Below are 25,739 nucleotides of genomic sequence, written 5' to 3' on the forward strand. Positions count from 1 at the left end.
GCGACGAATATGCCAAGGTGGTCGCCGCGGCCGCCCGCAAGGCCGGTCTCCGCGTGGAGATCGACCTGCGCAACGAGAAGATCAACTACAAGGTCCGCGAGCACTCGCTGGCCAAGATCCCGGCATTGCTCGTGGTCGGCAAGAAGGAAGCCGAGAGCCATTCAGTCTCGGTCCGCCGCCTTGGCAGCGAAGGGCAGAAGGTGATGTCCACCGAGGAAGCGATCGCGGCGTTGGTGGACGAGGCGACCCCGCCCGACGTTAAACGCGCCAAAGCGAGCTGAGCCATGAGCGACGACGAAATCGAGATCGAGGCCTATCCGCTGCGGTCCTACCAGCTGATTCCGGACCCCAACCGTCCGGATGTTGTGGCGCTGGCGCTCGAGACAGAACTCGGCCACAGCCTCTATCTGGCCTCGCGTGCGGTGCTGGAAGATCTTGGCCGCGATCTGCTCGATCGCGCCGCCAAGATGCCGGAGCACAAGACCGCCAGCTGATACCCGGATGGCGATCACAATCCGTCTAAAAGACAAAGGCCCGCCTCAACGCGGGCCTTTGTGCGTGGTAAGCGATCCATCAACCGCCTCTCCAATTGCGAGACATTGCCCGTGACCGACACGATCGAATTTCTGAAGTCCCGCCGTTCCGTCAAGCCCCGCGAAATGTCGGGCAAGGGCCCCTCCTCCGCCGAACTTGAAACCATCCTGACCATCGGCGCACGAGTGCCGGATCATGGCAAGCTGGCGCCGTGGCGTTTCATCGTGTTCGAGGGCGACGGCCGCAAGCGCGCCGGCAATGTGATCGCCACTGTGTTCGCGCGCAAGAATCCCGATGCCCCGCATGAGACCATCGAGGCGGAGAAACAGCGCCTCACCGAAGCACCGCTGGTGATCGCCGTCGTGTCCTCGCTCAAGCAGCATCCGAAGGTGCCGGCCTGGGAGCAGGAACTGTCGGCAGGGGCGAGCTGCATGAATATCGTGGCTGCAGCCACGGCGCTCGGCTATGGCGCCAACTGGCTGACCGGCTGGTACGCCTTCGATCGCGACGTGCTGACGGGGCTCGGTCTCACCGCCGAGGAAAAGCTCGCCGGCTTCATCCATGTCGGCGGCAAGCCGGACCGCGTGATCGAGGATCGGCCGCGGCCGGAGCTGAAGGACCTGGTGACGCGATTCTAGGCCGCCCTCTTACGCGGCCTGCGTCGCGCAGCAGCCGAATTTCTGCAGCAGCGCGTCGAGCTCGCCCACCGGCTTCGCTGCGCTGAACAGATAGCCCTGCACCTCGTTGCAGCCTTCGGCGCGCAATCGCTCCAGCTGCTCCATCGTCTCGACGCCTTCGGCCGTGGTCGTGATATTCAGGCTGCGACCAAGACCCGAGATCGCCCGCACGATCGCCATGCAGTCCGGCCGCTCGACCAGATCCTTCACGAAGGACCGGTCGATCTTGATCTTGTCGAACGGGAAGCTGCGCAGATAGCTCAGCGAGGAATAGCCGGTGCCGAAATCGTCCATCGAGATGCGGACACCGAGCGCGCGCAGCTGATGCAGCGTGGCGATATTGGCTTCGGTCTCGGCGAGGAAGACGCTTTCGGTGATTTCGAGTTCGAGCCGATGCGGCGACAGGCCGGAATAGGCCAGCGCAGCGACCACGACCTGCACGAGATTGCGGCTACGGAACTGGACCGGTGACAGATTGACGGCGACCTTCACGTCATCCGGCCATTTCGCCGCTTCGGCGCAGGCGGTGCGCAGCACCCATTCGCCGAGTGCCACGATCAGTCCAATATCCTCGGCGACCGGGATGAAATCGCCCGGCGAGATCATCCCCTTCTCGGGATGCTTCCAGCGGAGCAATGCCTCGAAGCCGACGATGCGATCCGCGGCGATGTCGACCAGCGGCTGATAATGCAATTCGAACTCGCCGTCCGTATAGGCGCTGCGTAGATCGAGCTCCATGTCGCGGCGCTTCTGCGCCTGGCGGTCCATCTCGCGTTCGAAGAAATGATGCACGCCGCCGCCTTCGGCCTTGGCGCGATACAGCGCCATATCGGCATTGCGCATCAGCTCTTCGCTGGTGGTGCCGTCTCCCGGTGACAACGCAATGCCGACGCTGGCGCCGATGACGACTTCAAGATCATCGCCCATGTCATAGGGCGCGCTGACCACCTCGATCAGGCGCGCGGCAAATTCGTTGACGTCGTTCAGCGTGACGTCCGAGGTCAGCACGACGGCAAATTCGTCGCCACCCAGACGGGCCACAAGATTATTGCCACGGACCTCGCCGCGCATCCGTTCGGCGACCTGCTTGAGCAGACGATCGCCTGTGGGATGCCCGAATGAGTCATTGACGTTCTTGAACAGGTCGAGGTCGATACACAGCACCGCAACATGTCGGTCGGGATCGTTGTGATCGAGCGCCTGCGCGAGACGTTCCTGGTAGAAGACGCGGTTCGGCAGATCGGTGAGCGCGTCGTGATGCGCCATATGGGCGACGCGTGCTTCGGCCTTGCGGCGTTCCGTGATGTCGACGATGGCGACGAGAAAGCCGTCACAGCCATCGAAAGCCACGCGGCGGCCGTAGGTCAGGACCTGGATTTCGGTGCCGTCCGCCTTGATGTGGCGCCAGTTGCGATCGGATTGATAGCTGTCGCCGAGCTGGGTCAGCGCGCGCGTATGCGCCTCCCATTCATCACGCGGCCAGATGTTCCGGAGCTCCATGCGCTCGAAGGCCTCGCGCTCGTAGCCGTAATGCGCCACTGCAGCGTCGTTGACGCTGAGAAAGCGCATCGTCTCGGCCTCGAATACCCACATGGGCATCGGATTGCCGTCGAACAGCAGGCGGAACGAAGCATCGCGCCGCTTGATCTCGGTGATGTCGGAAACGGTCAGCGAGACGAGATCACCGAAAGCCGTTGCAGTCAGACGCAGATTGCGGTCATCGCTGTCGATCTCGAGGCGGCCGCTCGCCTGTGACCCGCTCGCCTTGTCGGCGATCATCGACATCAGCCAGCGTGTGACATCCGGCTGGCACAGCGCGTGTCCGCCTTCGCTCAGACGTCGCCATTGCAGATCGGGGACCGCGACTTTCAGAAGTCGGGCTGCGCCCTGATTGTGATGCACGATCTGGAAGTCGAAGGCACGGTTCGCCGCATCGCGGATCGCGGCAAGCGAGACGATCCCTTCATCGGTGGACGAGAAGATGGCGTCCACGAGATTGTAGCGTGGCCCCTGCTCGTTGATATAGGCGCCCACCAGCTTGACGCCCCAGCGCGATGCCGTCGGCAGTGCCAGGATGTCGTAGGTCTGCACCAGACCGTCGCGCACGCAATGCGCAGCGGCCAGATGCGGTCGTCCGGTCTGCAGCGCGCAATTGGCAGCCTCGGTCAGCGCCCTTGCGCAATCCGGCGGCACCACGTCGAGCGGAATGTCCCAGCGTTCGTCGCCAAGCCACTGCTGCACATAGCGCCCGCTGCGCGACACCTCGTAACTGTCCTCGCGGGATTTCAGCAGCACGATGTGATCGGCCATGCGCCCCAGACTGCCGAGCATCACCTCTTCATAACCGGGAAGGACCTGCCCCGGCCGCACCGCCGCCTGCCACTTGCGCTGAAGCGCAGGGATGTCGTCGAACACTTTGGCGTCCGCATGGGCGGAGAGTTTTTTGGCCGCGATCACGACGCATCCTTGCGAAAACTTGTACCGGTCTCCGCTATTCAGGCTGCGCCGCTTAATGCCGTGTAAATGTTTCGCGGCCAGGGCACGCTACGTCGTCATGCCACAACGCATTCGCGCGCGATGGTTAGTTGGCGATTCAGAACAATGACAAGGGCATGACATTTCATTCGCATTCGATGCGAATGTGCAGGTATCGTCGCAACTAACGCGCGACGACCTCGATTTCACCATCGACGCCGTTGACGACGTTGAATGCCTTCTCGAACACCTTGCCTTCGTTCTTGGCAATGGCGCGGTACTCGCCTTCGGCCAGCGTCACCTTCGGGAAGGCGCCGATGGATTCCTTGATGACGTCACCGGCCGGCGTGATTACCGACCACGCGGTGTTGGCAAGCGCCTCGCCGCCCTTGTCACCCACGAGCTTCATGGTGATGACGGCGGCACGATGCGTAATCGTCACGTCGGTGAGCTTGCTGGCCTGCACGCGAATGTCGGAGCGCACTACCGAATTGGCGTCGCCGTAGTTCGAGATGATGTAGTAGGTCCCTTCCTGCAGCATCACCACATCGCCGGCGGCCACGCTCGGCAGCAGCGGCGTCCGCTCGCCGCCGTCGAACTGGCTGCCCTTGTAGATGCCGAAGGAAATCTGATTGGGCGCAATCTTGCTGGTGCCGACACGCCCCTCGATCCGCAGACCGCCGGCCGGAAGCAGAAACGCCTCGCGATCGACGTCGGACTTGATGGTCACCGGCCTGACGGCGCTGACGAGACCGAGCGCGACATGCACTACATAGCTGCCGGGCGGCAGCGGGATGTTCGGCGTGGCCGTCCGGTCCTCGCGCAGCAGTTTGAAGGCCCCGGTTTCGTCCGGACGGTCGGAATAAACGCGCCACACCAGCCCGCCATTGATGGGCGGCAGATCCTTGCCGTAACGCGCGCTCAGGGCCAGCGCGCCCTGTGCGGGCGCGGCGGGGCTGGCCTGGACCTGCGGCGGCGTCTGCAGCGGCACATTGGCCACGGGCGGCTGCAGCAGCGGCGCTGGCAGCGCGGGTGCCGCGGCCGGCCCGGAGGGCGGCGCCAGACTGATGGCCGGGCCGGACGGGATGTCGGGGATATTGGCGGGGGGAACCGGCGCCGGTCGGTCGCTGAAGAACTGCGCCGCGGCGGGTTGCGGCAGCACAGCGGCGTGCGTCAGCGCGAGAGCCAGCGCCACGGCCAGCCGCCCGCTCCGGCCGGATGTTTGCAAATCAGGGCCCTGCGTCGTCATCGGCATGCTTTTCAACGAAAACGCGGCAAATTCAAGCCTTGACGGCGGTACCGCGACCTTCCGCGCCAGCCCGCCCACAGCCTCGTGAAAGGCTCCCGGTGAATAGTCTTTTGGGCGTCGATATGCAGTCATATTCGATGCCTAACTGTCGGATAGACCGTGTAAATGATGAATAATCGATCGTCTGGCATGATGGCGTTGCTGCGCCTAAGGTAGCCGGCAGCGTTGGGAGTTTCGTTTGCTGGAGTTATTGATGGGGCGCAGCCAGAACGGCGCAAACGGCCGCGACAAACCCGGCCTAGGCAGCGTTCGCCGTCCGGTCGTCGGCCTGGCGCTGGGCGGTGGTGCTGCGCGCGGATTCGCGCATATCGGCGTGCTGCGCACATTGTTGGCCAATGGCATCGTTCCCAATGTGGTGGTCGGCACCTCCATCGGCGCCGTGGTCGGCGGCTGCTATGCCACCGGCCATCTCGATACATTCGAGGAGTGGGCGCGCGGACTGCAACCACGCAACATTTTCGGCTATCTCGATATCCGCCTCAACGGTTCCGGCCTGATCGGTGGCAACAAGCTGGCGGCCCAGCTCGAAGCCTCCATTGGCGCGCAGCTGATCGAGGACCTGCCGGTCAAATTCGCCACCGTGGCCACCGAAGTCCGCACCGGTCATGAAATCTGGCTAACCCACGGCCGCGTCGTGGATGCCATGCGCGCGTCCTATGCCCTGCCCGGCATCTTCTCGCCAATTCTGGTCGGCGACCGCTGGCTGGTGGATGGCGCGCTGGTCAACCCGGTTCCAGTCTCTGCCGCCCGCGCGCTGGGCGCCGAGATCGTCATTGCCGTCAATCTCAGCAACGACGTCTTCGGCCATTCGATCACCATCTTCGATCACGGCAGCGGCCCGGCTCCCGTCGAGCCGCCCGTGGCAGCGGAAGAGCCGGCCAAGCCGAAGCGCGGCTTCACAAGCTTCTTCTCGGCCGAGCGCACCGTGAAGCGCGAATTCTTCGGCAGCAGCGAGCGGCCGGGAATCTCAACCGTGATGATCGACGCCTTCAACATCATGCAGGACCGCATCACCCGCGCCCGCCTCGCCGGCGACCCGCCGGACATGCACATCGCGCCGCGCGTCGGCCAGTTTGGTCTGTTCGACTTCCATCGCGCCGACGACATGATCAAGCACGGCTCGCGCGCCACCGAACGCGCCATCGAGGGCATTCAGGAAGCCATCGAGATGCTGGTGCCCGAAGCCGCCCGGTCGCCTGCACCTGCGGTGGAGCAGAAGAAGCCGGCCGCCTCGGAAGGTTGATCCGCGGTTTAGAATATCCCCAGCCGGCGCGCGCCGCCTGACGATCGCGAGAGCTGTCGCGCACCGGCCGCTGTGCCGATCGACGACATCCACACGCGCAAAATGCCGACGGATTCGCGCGTAAGGCCTCGCCCGCGAAAACAGAACGGCACGCTGAAGGTGTTGTTCGCCCCCGACATCTATCGTGATTTCGATATGCCCGCTCTTCCGAAACGCGGGCCTCGAGACCTATCAAATCAATTGCCGATGTGTTCCACAGCGCGCGGGGGGGGGAAACGTGTGCCATGCGCACGCAATCGGACATTCAACGACAATCTGGTTCGATGGCGAGCGCTTCAATGACGTTACACGTTTGGAGCTTTGAGAGTGAAGGAAGTTACTATCGGCTGGGCGAGCAAGGCTTTGCTCATCCTCCTGGGGTTGTTGTTTGTCGCCGCCAGCGCTGCGTTTATCTGGGGCGGCGTCGTTCTGATCGGACGCGGCGGTAGCTGGTACTATCTACTGGCAGGCTTGGCTCTGGGAGCCGTCGGTGCGGGCCTCGCTCTGGGCAGGCTTTTTGTGCTGCCTCTTTATGCAGCGCTCTTCGCGGCCACCGCCATCTGGGCCATCTGGGAAAGCGGCTTCGAATTCTGGCCGCTGTTCGCGCGCCTCTTCATCTTCCTCGCTGCTGCTTTCGCACTCGCTTTGGTGACGCCGCTGATCCGCGCCCGCGCCGGCCTGCCGCGCGCAACGGGCAAGAGCATGACCGCTGCCGGCGTTCTGCTGGTGCTGATGGTCGCGTCGATCGGCGGAATGTTTGTCGATCGCACCGAGACTTTCACCTCCGCAGGTACCGGTAAAGTCCCTGTCGCCGCCGATACCGAGCAGAAGAACTGGGACAACTGGGGCAACAATCCCGGCGGCGAACGTTTCGCTGCGCTCGACCAGATCAATCGCAGCAATGTCAACAAGCTGAAGGTCGCCTGGACGTTCCGCACCGGCGATATCGCGGACAATGATGCGGCTGGCCTCGGTTCGGAGGACCAGCAGACGCCGATGCAGATCGGCAGCACCGTCTATCTCTGCACGCCGCACAACAACATCATCGCTCTCGATGCCGATAGCGGCAAAGAGAAGTGGCGTACGGTCATCAATGCGCGTCACACCCGCTGGATGCGTTGCCGCGGTCTCGCTTACATCGACCTGAGCGGCAAGGATGCCAATCGCGGCCAGTCCGCCAGCCTCACCCAGGCTGCTGACGCATCCGGTACAGTCTGCACGCGACGCGTCTTCACCAATTCGGTGACGGGTCAGCTGATCGCCGTCGATGCCGATACCGGCGCGTTCTGCCCGGGCTTCGGCGACAACGGCAAGGTCAACCTGCTGGATGGTCTCGGCAAGGCGCCGACCGGCGTCTACAAGGTCACCTCGGCTCCGACGCTTGCGGGCGATGTGCTCGTGCTCGGCGGCTTCGTCACCGACAACTTCAATGTCGACGTCCCCTCGGGCGTCATTCGTGCGTATGACGTGGTGACTGGTAAGCAGCGCTGGGCATTCGACGCCGGCAATCCCGCGATCAAGGGCGCACCGACCGACGGTCAGAGCTATACCCGCGGCTCGCCGAATTCGTGGGCGCCGATGTCCTACGACCCGAAGCTCAATCTGGTGTTCGTGCCGATGGGCAATGCGTCGCCGGACCTGTGGGGCGGCAATCGCACGCCGGAGATGGAGAAATACGCCTCCTCCGTCGTCGCCCTCGATGCAGCCACGGGCGACGTGCGCTGGTCGTTCCAGAGCGTCCATCACGACCTCTGGGACTTCGACGTTCCGATGCAACCGACGCTGACGGACTTCCCCAATGCCGATGGCAGCAAGACGCCGGCCGTCGTGTTCGGCGTCAAGCATGGCCAGATCTTCGTGCTGGACCGTGCCACGGGCAAGCCGCTGACCAAGGTCGAGGAAGTGCCCGTCCCTGCAGGCAATCTGAAGGGCGAGCGTTACGCACCGACCCAGCCGCTCTCCACCGGCATGCCGGAAATCGGCCGCACGACGCTGACGGAAGCCGACATGTGGGGCGTCACGCCATTCGACCAGTTGCTGTGCCGTATCGAGTTCAAGGGCTACCGGCATATCGGCCTGTTCGATCCACCGGCCGCGGACCAGTGGCAGCTTCAGTATCCCGGCTCGCTGGGTGGCCTGAACTGGGGCAGCATCTCCGTCGATCCGACCAGCAACACGCTGTTCCTGAACGACATGCGGCTCGGCCTGTGGCAGCGCGCCTTCGAGCGCAAGGAAGGCGAGCAGATCCTGAAGGGTGCCGTGCCGATGACGGGTGCGCCCTACTGGATCATGAAGGACCGCTTCCTCTCGGTGCTGAAGGTGCCCTGCCAGAAGCCGCCTTTCGGCACCATGACGGCGGTGGATCTGAAGACACAGAAGATCGCATGGCAGAAGCCGATGGGCACGGTGCAGGACACCGGCCCGCTCGGCATGAAGATGGGACTTCCAGTGCCGATCGGCATGCCGACCATCGGCGGCTCGATGGCCACCCAGGGTGGCCTCGTCTTCTTCGCTGCCACCCTCGACTACTATCTGCGCGCCATCGACAGCGCGACCGGCAAGGAGCTCTGGAAGGGCCGCCTGCCGGTCGGCAGCCAGGCGACGCCGATCAGCTACAAGTCACCGGCGACGGGCAAGCAATATGTACTCATCACCGCTGGCGGTGCACGGCAATCGACCGATCGTGGTGACTATGTGGTCGCCTATACGCTCGGCGACTAAGCGCACGTCGTGAGAAGAGAAAGGCCGGGCATCATGCCCGGCCTTTTTTTCGTTGTGTCTTGCCGATCAGGCGGTCGCGATGTAATCGCGGAGCGCCTCCTGCTCGGTCTCATATTCGCTGACGCGCGACTTGACGACGTCACCGATCGAGATCAGGCCGACCACCCGGCCATTGTCGAGCACCGGCAGATGCCTGAATTTGCCATTGGTCATGCGTTCCATGATCCAGCCCACCGTATCGGACGGCGAGCAGGTCACGACCTTGCGCGTCATGACCGCGCCGACGTCTTCATCCAGCGCGGCTGCGCCGCGTTCGGCGATCACGCGCACGATGTCGCGCTCAGAAAAGATGCCGTCGATCTGCTGCTTGGTCATCACCAGCACGACGCCGATCTTGCGCTCCGCCAATAGTTTGACGACCGACGACACCTTGTCGCTCGGCGCGACGCTTTCCACGTGATGGCCCTTGCCGTCGAGAATTGCACTAACCAACATTTTGTCGCCTCCTCACTGACCAGGCTCCTGCGACGAGCGCGGTCGTTCCTTCTTGTTCCAAACAAGCGGATACGGAGGCGGCGCCCGATGGTCTTGAGGTAGGAGTGATCGAGCCCAACCACCGCTCATGCAGAACGGATTCGGCCTCGTAAGCCGAACCTGCCGGCGTGAGTCACCTGTCTGATTTGTAATGATGGGGGATGTGCGCTGCACCCGCAAGGTGTGGGCGCGCGCTCAGTGCAGGTCCGGCATGTCCGATGAGGATGGCTCGGAATGTGTGCGCTGCACGCGCGGGATGGGGTCGAACACCGAGAACAGCAACAAGCCGGCGAGAAAGCCGCCGATATGCGCCTGCCAGGCCACCGTTGCGCCTTCGCTGCCGACGGCGATCGAGCCCATGCCGAAGATGATGTTGACGCCGAACCAGACGGCGAGAAAACCGATCACCCGCGGATCGCGCAAGGCACGGAACAGGGGCTGCGCCGGCACCCGCGCGGCTGCATCGGCATCACCGCGATTGAAGGACAGGAAACTGCCGCGCACAAACGCAAAGCGGATCGCCGCTGCCATTGCGCCGGACACCGAGGCCGATGCGCCGATCATCGGCGCGAGCTCGTGCTCATGGGTGACCAGATGCGCAGCCGCGCCGGCAATCGCCGTGACCGCCATGAACAGGAAGAAGCGGACCGCGCCGAACCGCCGCGCCAGCGCGCTGCCGAATGGCAGCAGCCAGAGAATGTTGAAGCCGATATGGCTCAGATTGGCGTGCAGCAGCGAGTAAGTGACAAAAGTCCAGATCTCGGCGCCCGTTCCGCCCGGAAACGGCATCGACAGCAGTGTCTGGTCGTAGCGCTTGGGGATGAAGCCGAACAGCTCGATGGTCCAGTATTCCAGATCCACCGGCAGCAGGACGCGGACGACATGGATGACCGCGAGCAGCCCGATATAGGCCGTCAGCGCGCCCGGCAGGGTCAATAGCGGTTCGCGCGGGGGATTTTCCGATGGGTCCAAGGCGGCACGGTCTGTAACGGCTCTGGCGAGCGATGCGCCAGATAGGCGGGTTTTGTGCCGCGATGCAAGATGGGTATCAACATCCATCGCGGGATGGGCCAGAGGCGCGGTCACGCACCGCCGGCCCATCCTTGGCGTGCCAGCCGCCGACTAACCCGCGGACTTGCCTGCGCGCCAGTTGCCCGGCTTGACGACCTCCCCGGACGAAGGGTCGATGCGAATCTCGATTTCAGCACCATTGCGGTCGAAGCCTTCGACCTCCCAGCATCCCTTGCTGCGCTTGGCTTTCTTGACCGCATAGCCCAGCGCCTCGGCTTTCTCGATCGCCTTGTCGATCGACATGTCCTGCCCGGCCGTGCCGGAGGTGCAGGCAACATCATCGGCGCGTGCAGCCGTGGCCAGACAGAGCGAGGCAGCGATCAGGGCGATGGTCGGGTATTTCATGGCGGATCTCCTTTCAGATCGATCAATGAGGGAGTGATGCCATACGGGCGCCACCGCTTTCCTGACATCGGCTGTCAGGAAGCCGTCAGCGGGACATCGCTAGGTTCGGGCAAATTCCAACCGACGGAGTGCCCCATGTTGCCAGCCCTGTTCCTGTTGATCATCACATTGCCCGCGATGGCCGCCCTTGAACTGCGCGCCGATACTTTCGCTGTCTTGCTCCTCATTGTCTGCGTGGTCGCAGGCTTGACGGCACCCGCGGGCGGAGGCCACGCTACCGTCAACCGCCGCCGGCCCGCGGGTGAGCCGAGCAGCAAACCCGCTGGCGAGACCGATGACGAGCCGTTCGACAAATCAACGACGCGCATTGCGCAAGCCGCGCTGGCGAAATGAGCCGCGGCAAGTTTTCGTCCGGAGCCTATGATGAGATTCTCGATCCATGCGCTCACCCGCAAGATGGCTGTGATCGGCGCTGTGTTTGCAATGCTGATCGCCGCCGGTGCGACGATGCAGCCCGTTGCATGGGCAAAGGATGACAAGTCCAGTTGCAAACGCGAGCAGGACTGTGCGTTGCAAGCCCTCAAGAGCGGCGAGATCCGCCCGTTGAACGATGTGCTGGCGGTCGCCCGCGACAAACTGCCCGGCGAAGTCATCAAGGTAGAACTCGAGCGCGACGATGGAATCTGGGTCTATGAGATCAAGGTGCTCACGCCATCCGGGAAGCGGCGCGAGATCGAGATCAATGCGCAGACCCTCGCGGTCATCAAGATCGACTGAGACATGCGTATTCTTGTGGTAGAGGACGAACCGCGGATCGCCGCAGATATTCGCCGCGGACTGGAAGCCGCGAACTACGCCGTGGAAACCGTCGCCGATGGCAATGAGGCCTGGTTCAAGGGCGAAACGGAAGACTACGATGCCATCGTGCTCGATCTCGGCCTGCCCAGGCTCGATGGTCTCTCGGTGCTCCGGCGTCTTCGCGAGGCCGGCCTAGCGACGCCGGTGCTGGTGCTGACCGCGCGCGATGGCTGGCGCGACAAGGTGGAAGGCATCGATGCCGGCGCCGATGACTACCTGGCAAAACCCTTCCAGATGGAGGAACTGCTGGCCCGCCTGCGCGCCATTACGCGTCGCGCCGCCGGCCAGGCGTCTGCGCTGATCAAGGCCGGTCCGCTCGAGCTCGACACGCGTTCTCAGACGGCGACAATCGATGGCAGTTCGCTCGCGCTGACGGCCATGGAATATCGCCTGCTCGCTTATCTCTTGCTGCATCGCGGACGCACCATGTCGCAAGGCGAATTGCTCGAACACATCCATTCCGGCGATACGGACCGCGACATCAATGCCGTCGAGGCCATCGTGGCGCGATTGCGCAAGAAACTCGGTTTCCCGCTGATCGAGACGCATCGCGGCCGCGGCTATTGCATTCCGGCAGCGCCATCGTGAACACGCGCTCCCTCTCTTTCCGCCTCAGTTGTGCGGCGGCCATCGCCATCGCCATCGCGCTCGCCCTCGCGGCATTCGGCCTGCGCACGATCTTCAATCAGGAAATCGAGCGCCGGGCCGCAGCCGAACTCGGCCAGATCGTGGTGTCACTCGCAGCGCAGGTGAAGATCGACGCCAGCGGGATGCCTGCACTTGAGGCGCCGATGTCCGATCCACGTTTCGACAAGCCTTATGGCGGCCTCTATTGGCAGATCGCCAATGGGGAGAACCGCGCACGCTCGCGTTCCTTGTGGGACTTTTCGCTGACCATTCCGGAAGCGCAACACGGCGACGCACGCTGGACCACTGATCTCGCGGGTCCCGATCGCGCGAAGCTGCTGGCCGTGGTGCAGACCATTGCGGTAACCACACCGGCAGGAACGGATGCGCCCCTGCAGATCGTTGCTGCACTGGACAGATCCGATCTCGCAGCCTCCCAGCAATATCTGTTCAGACTGCTGGTGCTGTCGCTCGGCGCGCTCGGCCTCATTCTGATCATCGCGATGTCGATCTTCATCCGTCTCGCGCTGCGCCCGTTCGATGAATTGGGACGCGGGCTGCGGCGCATTCATGCCGGCAGCAGCCGGGTGCTCGACGGCCGCTTTCCTGACGAGGTGCAGCCGGTGGTGAGCGATCTCAATCGCCTGATCGCATTTCAGGATGCTGCACTGGAGCGCGCGAAGACACATGCTGCCGATCTCGCCCACGGCTTGAAGACGCCGCTGGCCATTCTCGGCGCGGTCGCCAGGCAGGCGCGGCACGATGACCGCAAGGACATTGCCGATCCCATCGATGAGCAGACACTGCTGATGAGCAAGCAGGTGGATCGCGTGCTGGCGCGGGCGCGTGCCGGGGTCTCGGCTGCTCTGAGCCGCGGCGCCAGTCCCGTCGCGCCGGTGGCTGACAAGATTGTCCGCGCGCTGCGCCGGCTGCCCGACGATCGCGGCCTGCAATGGGACTGCGATATCGCCGCCGGTGCCAGCTTCCCCGGCGATGACGGCGATCTCACCGAGATCCTGGCCAATCTGCTCGACAATGCCCGCAAATGGGCGGCGACGCGCGTGCGCCTCACCGTGACGCAAAGCGAAAACGAAACCGTATTACGTGTCGAGGACGACGGCCCTGGCCTGCAGAGCGAGCAGATGCAGGGCATCGGTCGTGGGCAGCGCTGGGACGAGACACTGCCCGGCACCGGCTTTGGTCTCGCCATCACCCGCGATCTGGCGGAAGCCTATCGGGGGCGGATCGAACTCCAGCGCTCCTCGCTCGGCGGGCTCAGCGTCGCCGTGATCGTGCCCAGACCGACCTGACGGCGCTGGCGCAAAGAAAAAGCCCTGAGAAAGGCTCTCCCTGGTCTGATCGATCTTCTCGCGCCGGGCGACATGTCATCGACCGCAAGGCCGACATCCCCACCCCTCCCGCGCGGTGACCGTCTTGTTTGACGACAACCCTGTATCGAAGCGCATGAAGCGAACTGCTGGAGACAGCCCGCTCCGCTCTGGAGTGCGAGCAGAATACCTGTTGTCCCCGGATCGGCAAGAAGATGGTGAAGATAACGTTAACGCCGGACCGACACTCCGACTCAGTGGAAAACGCGGTTTCGGCATGGACGCTGCAATGACCTCTCTGCACAACATATAGCGGCCGGACTTGGATGGATTCGGGACAGACTTGTCCCTGTTCGCCAGCTGGCCGGGTCAGGATCAGCGCGCATGAAACATCCATCGAGCCGGAAGTTCTTCGCCTATTGGGACGAAAAGCGCGGTTTTGCGCGTGCGCCCGATCGGAGCGAGATCGAGCCCGGCCCCATGCGCGAACTGCTCGGCGACATCTTCGTACTGGGCTACGACAAGTCCGCCAATTTCCCGTTCCGCGTCGCAGGCACCAGAGTTTGTGCCCTGCTCGGCCGTGACCTGAAGAACAAGCCGTTCCCCGAACTCTTCAGCCTCGCTGGCCGGAGCGAGATCGAGGAAATGGTCACCGTCGTCTCCGAGGAATTGCTGGTCGCCGTGGCCGGCATCACGGCGCACACCGAATTCGGTGACAAGGCGCATCTGGAACTTCTGCTCCTGCCTTTCGCCGCGCGCGCGCATACACCGATCAGCCTCACCGGTCTGCTGGCGCCGATGACGCCTTTCAACGGCCGGCTGGGGCCGATGCAGGTCACGTCCTATCGCTATCTCGCACATCAGCCGCAGCGCTTTGCACCGCGCGTGATGCGGAAACTGCAGGCTGCACGCGGCCTGATGGTATATGAAGGCGTGAGCTGACGACCTCCACGCGATCTCACCTCGGAGGCGCTCCGGATGGTTGTCGAAAAGCGGTATTTGTAACGCCGCATTAACCTTGCGGGCCTTACGGTCGATCCGAAATTCTCCGCAGGACCGGCCTGACACCGATGGCGCTCGCCCAGACCAAATCGATTCTTCCTTCCGCAGAAGAACGGCGACGCTTCCAGCGCGTAAAAGTGCACCTCCTCGGCCGCTACATGCTGCCGGATCGCCGCGAATTCCCCTGCCAGGTCATCAATATGTCCCCCGGCGGCCTCGCGCTGCTCGGCCCTGGCATCGGCCAGGTCGGCGACCGCGTCATCGCCTATCTCGACCATATCGGCCGTGTCGAAGGCAAAATCACGCGCATCATCGACAACGGCTTCGCGATGACTGTGGGTGCCACGCCGCGCAAGCGCGACAAGCTGGCGGCCCAGCTGACCTGGCTCGCCAATCGCGACATCCTCAATCTGCCGGAAGACCGCCGCCACGACCGTATCGTGCCGCGCAACCCGATCGTGGTCCTCACGCTCGAGGACGGCATCCAGATGAACGTCCGCATCATCGACCTGTCGCTGTCGGGCGCCGCCATCGCGGCAGAGAAGCGCCCGCCGCTGAACGCCCAGGTCATGCTCGGTCGCATCTCCTCGCGCGTCGTCCGTCACCTCGAAGATGGCTTCGCGCTGGAGTTCGCGCATGAGCAGTCTCCGGAGACGTTGGAAGACAGCGTCAACGCGCGGTAAACGCGACAGCGCACCAAATCCCGATTTTGCAGTGATGTGAGTGCGCTATCGGCATCAGCGGATACCGCGCACGGCGCGACATGTTAATCGCTGCGGTTAACGCAAGTGACGACGCGTCACGCGCTGTTCCTGTTTTTCCGGCATTTCGACGATTAACGCGCAAAGTTTGACGCAAACTCGATTGCATCAAATTTGAATCAAATTCGCCGCGTGTTTGAATTGTAGTCGTCTCAATTGCACTTCGCCGACTTAGCGGGGACGAAAATCCTTCCTGTCAATGATGGTCCCAACAAGAACGGGGGCCACAATGGCTGGTAACAAGGGGCGTATCACTGGATTTGTCGTTGCGGCAATCCTGTGTGGACTGACTGCTTCGGCACATGCTGCCGGTGAAAAACTTTACGCAAGCATCGGCGACACCACGCGTGCGCCGATCGGATGGGTCGAATTCTGCTCGGAGAATCCGGTTGAGTGTCGCGGTCGCGCGACGCAGGCACGCGACATCGTGATCACGCAGACCGCGTGGAAGGATCTGGTGCGCGTCAATCGTTGGGTCAACGAGACGATCAAGCCGATCACCGACATGGATCATTGGGGCGTGATCGAGAAGTGGTCGCTGCCCGACGACGGCTACGGCGATTGCGAAGACTATGTGCTGCTGAAGCGCAAGATGCTGATCGAGGCCGGCTGGCCGCGTGAAGCGCTGCTGATCACCGTGGTGCGCGACAAGAAGGGCGACGGCCATGCCGTGCTCACCGTGAAGACCGACAAGGGCGAATACGTGCTCGATAACCAGAACGAGAACGTCCTTGCCTGGACCGAGACCGGCTACCGCTTCGTCAAGCGTCAGTCGCAGAGCGATCCGAACCAGTGGGTCTCGCTCGGTGACAACCGCCCGGCCGTTGCGACCGCCAGCGCTCGCTGATCACGACGCGAATTGGAGACACGCGACCCGGTCACATCCCCACCCCTCCCCGTCCCAGACCGGATCGCGCGCGCCCGAGCTTCCCCCAAAGCTCGGGCGCAACTTTTTTGGGAGCAGCGGAACGTGCGCGCGAAGCGGACAATCACATTGCGCGGATCGCGGATGAGTTAGTTGCGGCGAAGTCTTTCGGGATCGAGCTTGCCGTCAGCCCGATAGCCGAAGCGCGCAAGCGCCGTCGTCGTGATGCGCTGACCGAACCGACGTTCCAGCTCGCAAAACATCCAGATGAAGGCCATGGCGAGCGCACAGACGGTCGCTACGAACAATAGAGTCAGGTGGGAAATATCGAGGATCATGATCATCTGCCCGGGCTTGCAAATCGAAACTCGCAATTGACGAACCAGCCGACCTGACGTCCCCCTCGCGCTTATCGGGCTGCGCTGAACCTTGGCAAAGCACGGCGCAAACTACCGCGCATCGCAGGTTACGACTTTAGTAGCATGCGCCGGACATGCATGTAAGCGCCCTGCGTGAAGCGCTCCCCTACGCCAAATGCATAGGGGAGACATCGATATGATCATTCACAGACTTCAACGCGGCGCGTGCGCCAGCCTTTGGCCGTGCGGACGCGCTGATTGGCCAGACGGCAGCCACCAAGATCTTCGTACCGATAGATCGATGGGTAGCCGTAATATGGGCCGTAACCGTAATAGCCCGGGTAGCCCAATCCAAACCCGAAGCCGGCACCACGGTAAAATCCATCACGATAGAACCCGCCATGATGAAATCCGCCGCCGCGGAAACCGCCGCCATGGAAACCACCACCGCCATGGCCACCGCGTGCGGATGCCGCCGTTGGCATCGCGAGCGCGAGTGCCGCGACTGCCATCACTCCAAACATCGCCTTGCGTAACATTGTCGCTCTCCATTCGGCGCGTACTGCGTCGACACTGGTAGCTATTTAACCTGTCACGCCCGCATTGCGGAACTCACTCTGCGTCAATTGTCCGCGACCCGCACGCATGGTTCATCAATGTTGAACCGCGCGTGGTGGAGCCCATCAGCAGCCTTTGCAGATGTTCTTCACCTTGCGATCGACCTCGCGATCCTGCTTGTCAACGAGATCGTTACCGGTGGTCGGCTTGCCGTCATAAGACTGACCCGTGCCGCTGGCGCCGGTGGTGACGCCGGCCGGCGCGCGACCACCGCTGGAATTGGCCGTGCCTGCGCTGTTGGTCCCGGCCGTGCCGCCGGTCGCGCCTCCGCCTGCCCCGCCACTCTGTGCGGACGCTGCAACCGAGGACAGCAGCAAAATCGCAGCTGCGCCGGCGATGAACTTCGATGCGTGAACCATCCGTGTTCTCCCTTTCGAGAGCAACGACAGTTGGACGCACCAGTTCCCGGCACCGGAACGATTCCATCACGCGAGGCTTGATCTCGCATCACGCGGATGACGCTCATGAAAAAGCTGATCGGCTTCGATGAAGACACTCAGGAGAAGCTCACTCAGCTTGGCCGTGATCGCATGGCGACACTCCAGGAACTGGCCGATGAGGCGTTTGCCGATCTGCTGAAAAAGCACGGCGTACCGACCGATTTGAAAGATGCGTTGCGCAAGAGCGTCAAAACCGCGGGCCAGGCGACGTCGCCGCGCCGGACTGCAACGCCACCGAAACATTCACCCGCAACAAGGAAGCGACCACATGCCAAACGAGCCGCAAAGAGATCCGTTCGTCGAAGGTGAAGGCGCCGCGCAGAAGAACATTCCTGCCGAAGGCAATCCCTATCAGGAGGGCACCGAAGATTACGCCCTGTGGAGTGCAGGCCATGAGCGCGTCGCCAGCGCCATGGAAGCGGAGGAATCGGAAGGCACGTGAGAAATTGGAGGGTGGGCAAAGGCGCGAAGCGCCGTGCCCACCTTCAAATGCACGAATGGTGAAGGTGGGCACGCTCCGCTTTGCCCACCCTACAGATTTGCATCAGCCGATCTTCTTCATGCCCTGCTTGAAGCGCGGACCGTTGGCTGCGTAGAAATGCGCGGCGCTGCCCATGGCCGACACCTGCTCGGGCGAGAGCGTGCGGATGACACGCGCGGGCGAGCCGATGATCAGCGAGTTTTCTGGAAACTCCTTGCCCTCGGTGATCACCGAGCCCGCACCGACAATGCTGTTCTTGCCGATGCGCGCACCATTCATCACGATCGATCCCATGCCGACCAGCGCGCCATCCTCGATGGTGCAACCGTGCAGGATCACGTTGTGGCCGACGGTGCAGTTCTTGCCGATGGTGAGGGGAAAACCCTTGTCGGTGTGGCAGGTGCAGTTGTCCTGCACATTCGAGCCCTCGCCGATCTCGATCCACTCATTGTCGCCGCGCAGCACGGCGCCAAACCAGACGCTGGCCTGCGATTTCAACCGGATCTTGCCGATGACATCGGCAGTGTCGGCGATGAAGTAATTTCCGTCAGCCGGAAGGTCCGGCCCCTGCCCGTCAAGTTCGTAAATTGCCATGAGTGCTTGGTCTCCCTATGGGCATCACACTGCCATGAAGCAGCGTGCGGAGACCAGTGCGCGCTCAGACGAAGCCCATGCTCAGGCGAGGATGCCGAGGGCCTGCAGCGTCAGCACGATGAAGGTGCCGGACATCAGGCTCCAGAAGCCAGCCAGCACCGTCGCCATCATCACGAACTGGAAGCGCTGCGGCTCCGGTGCGCCGGAGCGCAGCGTGTTGCGCATGATGATGAAGGGCGCGGTGAAGACCAGGAGCGGCACGGCCGCAAAGCCCTCCGGCGTCGGCCCCTGCTGCAGCAGAGCAAAGCTCGGCGGCCGGCTGACGAAAGCCTGATAGGCACTGGCAACGGCTCCGGCAATGGCAAAGCCGATCGCGAGCTGAAGGAAACAATTAAGAGCAAGCGGGGTCATAAGAAAATTTTCTAGGGCAATTGAATGTTCTCGCTTGCAATGCACCAAATTGCGGCCGTACGCCACATTATCCTTAAAAAATCGTTAACGCGCCGACGGTCGTTGCGCCGAACGCATGACGAGGCCAGTTCCGCTTGGCGAACAGCGAGGCGTTAACCATTCGCAGGCATGTTCGACCGGTTGATTCGCCCCGGAGACGCCGAGGGCGCTTGAGTGGTAACTGCTTACGCGCGCATGTCCCTGCTGTTCCCGACCCATCCAACGACGCGGCCACGTCGCAAGCGTCGACACAGTAATCTCGTACCGAGCCTGTTCGGTCTGGGTCTCGCGGCGCCTGCGGTGGCAGTGGTCGCCTATCTGCTATGGCCGACATGGCAGAGCCAGAAACCGGGTGATCCCGACCGGATTCCCGTGAGCGTCGGCTCCACGCTCTTCAACGTCCCCACGCACGCGTTTCGCCACAAGGTGCAGAAGCATTCGGGCCCGCAAGAACGCGTCGACCTCAGCTACGTCTATCCCTCGCTGGACGCCAGCGAAGTGCCGCGTCACGTGACGATGGAAAATTTCGACGAGCACGTGCAGCCGATCGACCGCATCTTCCTGTCGATCTCTGCACATCACAATGCGACGTCGCCGGATGCGCGGCTGCGCACGATCTATCCGCTCTATGCAGACCAGCCGTCGCGCAGCGCCGACGGGCTGACCATTCAGCCCTTCTACGACAACACGCCCTATGCGAAGGAAGACCTGTTTCTCGGCAGCGCGCCCACAATGATCGCGCGCTGCACGCGGGATGGCGCCACGCCCGGCATGTGCATGAGCGAACGCCGCATCGGCGGCGCCGATCTCATCTTCCGCTTTCCGCGCGCATGGCTCGACGACTGGCGCATGATCGGTGATGCCATGGACCGCTTGTCAGCGCAGCTGGGCGGACAGTAAATCAAGCTGATGGAATTCAAGAGTTCTGAATAAGCTTCGGCCTTGTCGCCACCGGGATGGTGCGACCAAGCTCCTGCGCCGCCTCTATCCAGCTCGCAATAGCGTCTTGGGCATTGCTAAAAGCTTCTTCGGGGGTTTCGCCATCAGAGACGCAGCCCGGCAAGTCCGGCACGCGCGCAATGTACCCTCCGCCCTCCTCCAGGGAGAGCGGCTGTACGCTCACAGCGTAGTCGTAAACCTTGGTCATAAGCTGTGACCTCTACCGTCGATCAACTGGATCAATAGCCGAATATATACTGGCTTAACCGGACGTTTGAAGGGGATCGTCAGTATCGTCGCGAAGCCCGGGCGGGAGACCCTTGTAGTGGCTGCCGCGTTTTGGTGCCGAACAGGCCAAATCATGCTCCGCGCAAACGCGTACAATGTCCTGCATGGTCCAGTCTCCGCGCGGATTACGACGCATCTGATCCAGCAGATCGCTCATGCATTCGTCCCAATCGGATGGCGCTATCCGACCATCTGCAGAAATTCGGTTTCGCCGACGATCCGCACAGACGAGCCTGCCGCGATCATCTCCTCGACCTTGCGGTGTTTCCGGCTCTTGCTGTTCCCGCGCGTCAGCCTGAGATCCTGATCACCGACGACCAGGACCGTGACCTTCCCGCTGACTGTATCGACAACATTGCAGCCAGCCTTCACTGCGAGGTGAGCCGCCTCTGTGCGATGCATCTGTAGAAAGCCGGTGAACACCACCGTTTCACCCATGAGCCGCCCACTACGTTCACCTGGCTGCGCATAGCGTGCAAAAGCCTCGCTTTTCGGTGGCACAACCACCTTCGGTGCGCCGCGCACAATCGGCCTGGGAGCATGCGCGACAAGATCGAGCCAATGCTGCAGATCGAGTCCAGAATCATCAAGCGCTTTGAGCATGATCAGCCCGCATGCCCGCGCATCCTCTTCCGCCCGGTGATGACGAAATTCGATCTGGAAGGCTCGGGTGAGATTGGCGAGACCAAAACCGCCGGCATCCGCGAGTTCGCGCCACGAGCGCCGCGCAACCGTGAGCGTGTCGAGCCAGAAACATTCGAGCTCTGCAACGCCATAGCGCGCCGCGGCGCTCGCGAGAGCTCGACGGTCGAATGAGCTGTGATGCGTGACGATTGTCCCGTTCAGCGCCTGCGCGAGAACCGGAAAGACCTGCGCCATCGTCGGCTTGCCGATCACATCGCCGGGACGAATGCCGTGAACGGCGATATTTCCGGGATCAAACGGTCCTTCCGGGTCGACCAATATCGATAGCGATTTGAAGATCTGGCCGGCACGGAAATGCACCAGGCCGACAGAGCAGATACTGCCCACATCCGCATTGGCGGTTTCGACGTCCAAGGCAATGAAATCGGTAACGCGTGTCATCCCCCACCCCTCGCCGTTACTCAACTTCGGGGTGACTGCAAGTATACCCACACGCGAATTCACTTATAGTTCTACAACTGCGTGGCCAGCATGAAGCCGGCCATCAGGCGTGAACCGCCCGCATCATGCGGACGGTCATTCGCTTTACTCGCTGTCAGCGAGGTCTTCTTCCAGGATCGCCATCTGGAATTGGAACGAGCGATCATCGTCCTCGTCATCGACGAACAGCACGCCGACGAACTCCTCGCCGATATAGACTTCGGCCGAGTCATCCTTCTTCGGGCGTGGCACGACGCGGATCTTCTGATTGCCGAATACGCGCTTGAGATAGGCGTCGAGTTTTCTGACTTCCTGAACGTCCACAGGCGTCTCCAATGCAGGTGATGTGGGATGAGTTGATGGCGAAGGTTTAATGCCAGATGACGCCGACGGCTAGGCCGTTTGTCGAAAATTCACGCCATCCACACTGCGCCCAGAAAATTCAGGCGCAACAATCTCATCTGTCATCACCCGCTTTCGCGGCTGACGACATATCGAGCCAATTATCGCTCCGGCTTAGAGACCGAGCGCGTTGAGCATCTGGTTCATGGTGCGCGACGGCTCCGAACAGCCGGCCTCACCCACGATTTTCGCTGGTACGCCCGCCACGGTGACGTTGTGCGGCACCGGTTTCACAACGACGGAGCCTGCCGCGATGCGGGCGCAGTGACCGACCTCGATATTGCCGAGGATCTTTGCGCCAGCGCCGATGAGAACGCCGCGACGGATCTTCGGATGGCGATCCTCGTTTTCCTTGCCGGTGCCGCCAAGGGTCACACCATGCAGGATCGAGACGTCGTCCTCGATGACAGCTGTTTCACCGACGACGAAACCCGTGGCGTGATCGAGGAAAATGCCGCGGCCGATCTTTGCAGCCGGGTTGATATCAGTCTGGAACGCCCCGGATGCGCGGCTCTGCATATACCACGCGAAGTCCTTGCGGCCCTTGTTGTAGAGCCAATGCGCAAGTCGATGCGCCTGGATCGCATGAAAGCCCTTGAAGTAGAGCAGCGGATCAATGAAGCGCGACGTCGCGGGATCGCGGTCGAACACGGCGACCAGATCGGAGCGGAAGGAATTGCCGATATCGGGGTCGTCGCGCAGCGCTTCATTATAGGTCTGGCGGATCAGATCACCAGACAGCGCTGCGTGATCGAGTCGCTCGGCAACGCGATGCACCACCGAATCCTCGAGACGATTATGGTGCAGCACGGTCGAGTAGATAAAGGACGCCAGTTCGGGCTCGCGATGGACGATATCCTCGGCCTCGCTGCGGATGCGATCCCAGATCGGATCCAGCGTTGCGAGTTTCGCGGTGGTAGGATTGGTGCTCTGCACGGCCATGGCGGACTCGCAAAATTCATCAATTGGGCAACGATTATAGCATGATGCCCGCGGCTGTCGTCACGGGCCTGACGCTATCGTGAATGCCGGACGCCCCGGTAGCCGCATGCTAATACATTGAATTAGCACGCGTTCCCGAATTGCTCCCGACACGCCCAAGGATCAAGCAAAAGCCGGGCGTGCGGAAGAAGTGGGCGGTGATGCGGTGAAAACAAGGCCCCGCATCTCGCATTGGCGAAGTTCCGATCAGCTTTGACGCGCCAGGAAATCGAGCACGCCTTCCTTGTAGACGCGATCGCCGACCGCGCGCATGTGATCGCGATTGGGAATATCGAGCACCTGCGAGCCCGGAATGACCTTCTCCAGATCATGCGCCGAACCAGCCACATCGTCCGTGGTTCCGACCGCAATCAGCACCGGGACCTTGATGGATGCAGCCTCGTCATTCGTCATCAGGCGGCGCGACCCACGCAGGCAGGCCGCAAGCGCGCGGCGATCCGACCGGGTCTGATCGGCAAAGGCGCGGAAGGTACGGCCCATGGGATCGGTGACGTCAACGAGCGAAGCGGCTTCCAGCGCGGTGGCGACGTTTTCGCCGGGACCGCCGCCCTTGATCAGGCCGATACCGATGCCGCCGAGGATCGCACAGCGCAGCAGTTCCGGATGGCTGTAGGCGATATAGGCCGTGATACGCCCGCCCATGGAGTAGCCCATCATGTCGGTGCGTTCGATGTTCAGATGCTTGAGCAGCGCGCGCACGTCGGCGGCCATGGTGCCGATACCGTAGTGTTCGGAATCATAGAGCTTCGTCGAATCGCCGTGGCCGCGGTTGTCCAGCGCGATGACGCGGCGACCGTGCTTCTTCAGTTCGGACACCCAGGTCGGATAAACCCAGTTGACGTTCTTGCTCGATGCGAAGCCGTGCACGAGCACGATGGGCTCGCCCTCGCCTTCATCGAGATAAGAAATTTCGACTGCGCCGTTGTTAAAGCTCGGCATCCAGGATTCCGTTGTAATTGAGACATGCGATGTGGGTGGGAAGCGGCGAATTTAGCCGTGTGCGAGCGCGGGCGCCAGTGTGGGAGGTGGCCCGATCGAGCGGGCAGCCATGTTCTGGAGTAATACGTCCTGCCGTGCAGCCAGTTCACGCTTGATGCGGCGTGCCTTCGCGCGCTGCAGGTAGGACCAGGTGATGCGCTCGGTTGTTGCCTTGATGGAGATGACAACGCCGATCAGCATCCATAGCGCCCAGAACAACCATAGGCCGAGCTGAAAAGCACCGGCAGCCAGAACCACGGCGCCGCGACCGAACAGTTTGATGATCGCGCGTGTCTGCCCGCCCTTGGCGACTGCAAGTTTCGATGCGCGCGCGACATCCTTCGGCCCCTGCGCGATGCGAAGCGTATCAAGCGCGCCGCGCGTCCCGGCCTTCTCGCCGACGCGCCCGACATCCTTGGCGAAGCGCACGATGTCGCCGGCTTTATCGGCGCGGAATGCGGTCTTCATGGCCGCCACGGTCTGACCCGGACGAAACACCGAGGCTTTCGTCATGGCTTCCTTCAGCGCCGGTCCATCCACCATGCCCCGCGCCGAACGCGCAGCCCAGGTGGTGAGCCCCTCGCCGATACGCCCGACCTTGCGCGCATCCTTCACGAGGGTCAGACCGGCCCGCACCGGCGCGACGCCGCCGGCGCTGGCATAGGTCGCTGCAGTCACGGCGAGACCGGCTGCTGCGAGGCCCAAAATCAGATGATCCGTCTCCTCGCCGAAAGCCAGATGTTTGCCTTCGCGGATGGCGTCGCGGATGTCGCCGAACACGAACAAGTCACCGGCCACCGTGCCCGACAGCGTGACCAGATCATCGGCATTGCCGGTGACGAAGCCGGTGGCGAAGCGCCTGGCGAAATTCGCAGCCGACGCATCGGCCGCCACCGCTTCGTTTACGCGCTGGGTAAGATCGTCCGGCAGCTTGACGTTGCGAGCTGCGGCGAGATCGACAAAGCTTTGGGCGAGATCGGCGTCCTTTGCGGCCAGCGCTTCCTCCGCCTGTTTGGCGAGCAGGTCGGGGTCGCGGCGCAGCACCGCGCTCACCTGCGCGTCGGCCAGTGCCACAGGATCATCCTGCGCCAGCAACACGGCCCCTGCGTCCCGCGCATACGGCCACAGCAACAGGCCCACAGTCGCGCAAACCGCTATCCCCGTCAGAGCTGTATCGAGCCGGAACCGCATTCCATTCCTTATTTCTGCACCTCCATTCAAGTGGTGCGTCACGGTTCGGACACAACCGCCCCGACGAAAGAAGGGCTATCCCGAAACGCCTAAACTGTGTCGAATTTGCAGGACTGAATGCCAGTTCCGCAGTCTAGGAATCAGCGTCCGGGGCCAGTATGGTGCGCCGCACTGAACGGTCACGGGACGCCCCGCGCGCGCGACTGTTGCAAGCAAAGGTAGATAAGATGTCCGACCACGTGGTTCCGCACTTTCACAATGACGCCGGCGTTCCGATCATCGAGATCGGCTCGAAGGAGTTCATGTGCGTAGGCGCCAACCCGCCGTTCGACCATCCGCATGTGTTTCTCGACCTCGGCAATGACAGCGAGATCATCTGCCCCTATTGCTCGACCCTGTATCGCTACGCCGCTGATCTCGGCGCCGGCCAAGCCCGCCCGCCCGAATGCGTGGTGAAGGACAAGGCCGCCTGATCTTTGCGCC

33 protein-coding genes are annotated in these 25,739 nt (G+C 62.5%); 16 read left to right on the plus strand and 17 right to left on the minus strand.

Annotation, left to right across the window (positions count from 1 at the left end; all coding sequences use genetic code 11):
* From ACIQ17_RS04415 to ACIQ17_RS04425, 3 genes are all read left to right on the plus strand, one after another.
* Positions 1-281: His/Gly/Thr/Pro-type tRNA ligase C-terminal domain-containing protein (locus ACIQ17_RS04415; RefSeq protein ID WP_398465798.1), on the plus strand; the 281-nt coding region annotated here is incomplete at its 5' end.
* Between the two features lie 3 nt (positions 282-284).
* Positions 285-494: a hypothetical protein gene (locus ACIQ17_RS04420; RefSeq protein WP_398465799.1), complete on the plus strand. Its 210-nt coding sequence runs from the start codon at positions 285-287 to the stop codon at positions 492-494.
* 111 nt (positions 495-605) lie between these two features.
* Complete coding sequence (locus tag ACIQ17_RS04425; protein WP_398465801.1) at positions 606-1,172, plus strand: nitroreductase; 567 nt, start codon at positions 606-608, stop codon at positions 1,170-1,172.
* 9 nt (positions 1,173-1,181) lie between these two features.
* Here ACIQ17_RS04425 and ACIQ17_RS04430 read toward each other — a convergent pair whose 3' ends face one another.
* Together ACIQ17_RS04430 and ACIQ17_RS04435 are read right to left on the minus strand one after the other, a co-directional pair.
* On the minus strand, positions 1,182-3,668 hold the full coding sequence (locus ACIQ17_RS04430) for a putative bifunctional diguanylate cyclase/phosphodiesterase (RefSeq protein WP_398465803.1): 2,487 nt from the start codon (positions 3,666-3,668) through the stop codon (positions 1,182-1,184).
* A 202-nt stretch (positions 3,669-3,870) separates the two neighbouring features.
* Positions 3,871-4,935, minus strand: a complete 1,065-nt coding sequence (locus tag ACIQ17_RS04435; protein WP_398465805.1) for a hypothetical protein — start codon at positions 4,933-4,935, stop codon at positions 3,871-3,873.
* Positions 4,936-5,173: 238 nt separating this feature from the next.
* Between ACIQ17_RS04435 and ACIQ17_RS04440 the strand changes: the two genes are divergently transcribed.
* Complete coding sequence (locus ACIQ17_RS04440) at positions 5,174-6,238, plus strand: patatin-like phospholipase family protein (RefSeq protein ID WP_398465807.1); 1,065 nt, start codon at positions 5,174-5,176, stop codon at positions 6,236-6,238.
* A gap of 366 nt (positions 6,239-6,604) precedes the next feature.
* A complete protein-coding gene (locus tag ACIQ17_RS04445; protein WP_398465809.1) occupies positions 6,605-8,998 on the plus strand; it encodes a membrane-bound PQQ-dependent dehydrogenase, glucose/quinate/shikimate family in 2,394 nt (797 codons plus the stop codon).
* Positions 8,999-9,064: 66 nt separating this feature from the next.
* Here ACIQ17_RS04445 and ACIQ17_RS04450 read toward each other — a convergent pair whose 3' ends face one another.
* The 3 genes from ACIQ17_RS04450 to ACIQ17_RS04460 form a co-directional block, all read right to left on the minus strand.
* Complete coding sequence (locus ACIQ17_RS04450) at positions 9,065-9,493, minus strand: CBS domain-containing protein (protein WP_398465811.1); 429 nt, start codon at positions 9,491-9,493, stop codon at positions 9,065-9,067.
* Between the two features lie 234 nt (positions 9,494-9,727).
* Entirely contained in the window at positions 9,728-10,468 is a 741-nt protein-coding gene (locus ACIQ17_RS04455) for a rhomboid family intramembrane serine protease (RefSeq protein WP_398465813.1), read from the minus strand.
* 186 nt (positions 10,469-10,654) lie between these two features.
* Positions 10,655-10,948 (minus strand): PepSY domain-containing protein, encoded by a 294-nt coding sequence (locus tag ACIQ17_RS04460; protein WP_398465816.1) that lies wholly within the window; start codon positions 10,946-10,948, stop codon positions 10,655-10,657.
* Between the two features lie 135 nt (positions 10,949-11,083).
* On the opposite strand from ACIQ17_RS04460, the gene ACIQ17_RS04465 reads away from it, so the two are divergent.
* From ACIQ17_RS04465 to ACIQ17_RS04495, 7 genes are all read left to right on the plus strand, one after another.
* Entirely contained in the window at positions 11,084-11,341 is a 258-nt protein-coding gene (locus ACIQ17_RS04465) for a hypothetical protein (protein WP_398465818.1), read from the plus strand.
* 30 nt (positions 11,342-11,371) lie between these two features.
* A complete protein-coding gene (locus ACIQ17_RS04470) occupies positions 11,372-11,725 on the plus strand; it encodes a PepSY domain-containing protein (protein WP_398465820.1) in 354 nt (117 codons plus the stop codon).
* Positions 11,726-11,728: 3 nt separating this feature from the next.
* Positions 11,729-12,394: a response regulator transcription factor gene (locus ACIQ17_RS04475; protein WP_398465822.1), complete on the plus strand. Its 666-nt coding sequence runs from the start codon at positions 11,729-11,731 to the stop codon at positions 12,392-12,394.
* Entirely contained in the window at positions 12,391-13,743 is a 1,353-nt protein-coding gene (locus ACIQ17_RS04480; RefSeq protein WP_398465824.1) for an ATP-binding protein, read from the plus strand. The genes ACIQ17_RS04475 and ACIQ17_RS04480 overlap by 4 nt, the downstream gene beginning before the upstream one ends.
* A 402-nt stretch (positions 13,744-14,145) precedes the next feature.
* Positions 14,146-14,703 (plus strand): PAS domain-containing protein, encoded by a 558-nt coding sequence (locus tag ACIQ17_RS04485; RefSeq protein WP_398465826.1) that lies wholly within the window; start codon positions 14,146-14,148, stop codon positions 14,701-14,703.
* Between the two features lie 128 nt (positions 14,704-14,831).
* Entirely contained in the window at positions 14,832-15,446 is a 615-nt protein-coding gene (locus ACIQ17_RS04490) for a PilZ domain-containing protein (protein ID WP_398465828.1), read from the plus strand.
* A 307-nt stretch (positions 15,447-15,753) separates the two neighbouring features.
* Positions 15,754-16,371: a transglutaminase-like cysteine peptidase gene (locus ACIQ17_RS04495; RefSeq protein ID WP_398465830.1), complete on the plus strand. Its 618-nt coding sequence runs from the start codon at positions 15,754-15,756 to the stop codon at positions 16,369-16,371.
* A gap of 167 nt (positions 16,372-16,538) precedes the next feature.
* Here the strand turns inward: ACIQ17_RS04495 and ACIQ17_RS04500 are convergent, their stop codons facing one another.
* The 3 genes from ACIQ17_RS04500 to ACIQ17_RS04510 all read right to left on the minus strand — a co-directional run bounded on the left by ACIQ17_RS04500 (position 16,539) and on the right by ACIQ17_RS04510 (position 17,725).
* On the minus strand, positions 16,539-16,727 hold the full coding sequence (locus ACIQ17_RS04500; protein WP_398465832.1) for a hypothetical protein: 189 nt from the start codon (positions 16,725-16,727) through the stop codon (positions 16,539-16,541).
* A 221-nt stretch (positions 16,728-16,948) separates the two neighbouring features.
* Positions 16,949-17,287 (minus strand): hypothetical protein, encoded by a 339-nt coding sequence (locus tag ACIQ17_RS04505; RefSeq protein ID WP_398465834.1) that lies wholly within the window; start codon positions 17,285-17,287, stop codon positions 16,949-16,951.
* A 144-nt stretch (positions 17,288-17,431) separates the two neighbouring features.
* On the minus strand, positions 17,432-17,725 hold the full coding sequence (locus ACIQ17_RS04510; RefSeq protein ID WP_398465836.1) for a hypothetical protein: 294 nt from the start codon (positions 17,723-17,725) through the stop codon (positions 17,432-17,434).
* 105 nt (positions 17,726-17,830) lie between these two features.
* On the opposite strand from ACIQ17_RS04510, the gene ACIQ17_RS04515 reads away from it, so the two are divergent.
* Positions 17,831-18,115: a hypothetical protein gene (locus ACIQ17_RS04515; protein ID WP_398465838.1), complete on the plus strand. Its 285-nt coding sequence runs from the start codon at positions 17,831-17,833 to the stop codon at positions 18,113-18,115.
* The gene (locus tag ACIQ17_RS04520; protein WP_398465840.1) at positions 18,075-18,248 is read left to right on the plus strand and encodes a hypothetical protein; all 174 of its coding nucleotides are present in this window, start codon (positions 18,075-18,077) and stop codon (positions 18,246-18,248) included. The genes ACIQ17_RS04515 and ACIQ17_RS04520 overlap by 41 nt, the downstream gene beginning before the upstream one ends.
* 102 nt (positions 18,249-18,350) lie before the next feature.
* Here the strand turns inward: ACIQ17_RS04520 and ACIQ17_RS04525 are convergent, their stop codons facing one another.
* Both ACIQ17_RS04525 and ACIQ17_RS04530 read right to left on the minus strand, forming a co-directional pair.
* Positions 18,351-18,881: a gamma carbonic anhydrase family protein gene (locus ACIQ17_RS04525; RefSeq protein WP_398465842.1), complete on the minus strand. Its 531-nt coding sequence runs from the start codon at positions 18,879-18,881 to the stop codon at positions 18,351-18,353.
* Between the two features lie 81 nt (positions 18,882-18,962).
* Positions 18,963-19,292, minus strand: a complete 330-nt coding sequence (locus ACIQ17_RS04530; RefSeq protein ID WP_398465844.1) for a DUF6949 family protein — start codon at positions 19,290-19,292, stop codon at positions 18,963-18,965.
* 234 nt (positions 19,293-19,526) lie between these two features.
* Here ACIQ17_RS04530 and ACIQ17_RS04535 point away from each other — a divergent pair, with 234 nt between their 5' ends.
* The gene (locus ACIQ17_RS04535; RefSeq protein WP_398465907.1) at positions 19,527-20,231 is read left to right on the plus strand and encodes a hypothetical protein; all 705 of its coding nucleotides are present in this window, start codon (positions 19,527-19,529) and stop codon (positions 20,229-20,231) included.
* 16 nt (positions 20,232-20,247) lie between these two features.
* Here ACIQ17_RS04535 and ACIQ17_RS04540 read toward each other — a convergent pair whose 3' ends face one another.
* From ACIQ17_RS04540 to ACIQ17_RS04570, 7 genes are all read right to left on the minus strand, one after another.
* Positions 20,248-20,478 (minus strand): type II toxin-antitoxin system HicB family antitoxin, encoded by a 231-nt coding sequence (locus tag ACIQ17_RS04540; protein ID WP_398465846.1) that lies wholly within the window; start codon positions 20,476-20,478, stop codon positions 20,248-20,250.
* 54 nt (positions 20,479-20,532) lie between these two features.
* The gene (locus ACIQ17_RS04545; protein ID WP_398465848.1) at positions 20,533-20,715 is read right to left on the minus strand and encodes a hypothetical protein; all 183 of its coding nucleotides are present in this window, start codon (positions 20,713-20,715) and stop codon (positions 20,533-20,535) included.
* Between the two features lie 23 nt (positions 20,716-20,738).
* Complete coding sequence (locus ACIQ17_RS04550; protein WP_398465850.1) at positions 20,739-21,707, minus strand: exonuclease domain-containing protein; 969 nt, start codon at positions 21,705-21,707, stop codon at positions 20,739-20,741.
* Positions 21,708-21,788: 81 nt separating this feature from the next.
* Positions 21,789-22,007 (minus strand): DUF3126 family protein, encoded by a 219-nt coding sequence (locus ACIQ17_RS04555; protein ID WP_211909241.1) that lies wholly within the window; start codon positions 22,005-22,007, stop codon positions 21,789-21,791.
* A 192-nt stretch (positions 22,008-22,199) separates the two neighbouring features.
* On the minus strand, positions 22,200-23,027 hold the full coding sequence (gene cysE / locus ACIQ17_RS04560; protein ID WP_398465853.1) for a serine O-acetyltransferase: 828 nt from the start codon (positions 23,025-23,027) through the stop codon (positions 22,200-22,202).
* Positions 23,028-23,273: 246 nt separating this feature from the next.
* Positions 23,274-24,026, minus strand: a complete 753-nt coding sequence (locus tag ACIQ17_RS04565) for an alpha/beta fold hydrolase (protein WP_398465855.1) — start codon at positions 24,024-24,026, stop codon at positions 23,274-23,276.
* A gap of 51 nt (positions 24,027-24,077) precedes the next feature.
* Positions 24,078-25,256, minus strand: coding sequence for a hypothetical protein (locus ACIQ17_RS04570; protein ID WP_398465857.1), 1,179 nt, complete (start codon positions 25,254-25,256; stop codon positions 24,078-24,080).
* A gap of 227 nt (positions 25,257-25,483) precedes the next feature.
* Here ACIQ17_RS04570 and ACIQ17_RS04575 point away from each other — a divergent pair, with 227 nt between their 5' ends.
* Entirely contained in the window at positions 25,484-25,729 is a 246-nt protein-coding gene (locus tag ACIQ17_RS04575; protein ID WP_398465859.1) for a zinc-finger domain-containing protein, read from the plus strand.
* The last annotated feature ends 10 nt before the right edge of the window (positions 25,730-25,739 follow it).

The organism is Tardiphaga sp. (genome assembly GCF_044340795.1).
In the GTDB taxonomy this organism is placed as follows: domain Bacteria; phylum Pseudomonadota; class Alphaproteobacteria; order Rhizobiales; family Xanthobacteraceae; genus Tardiphaga.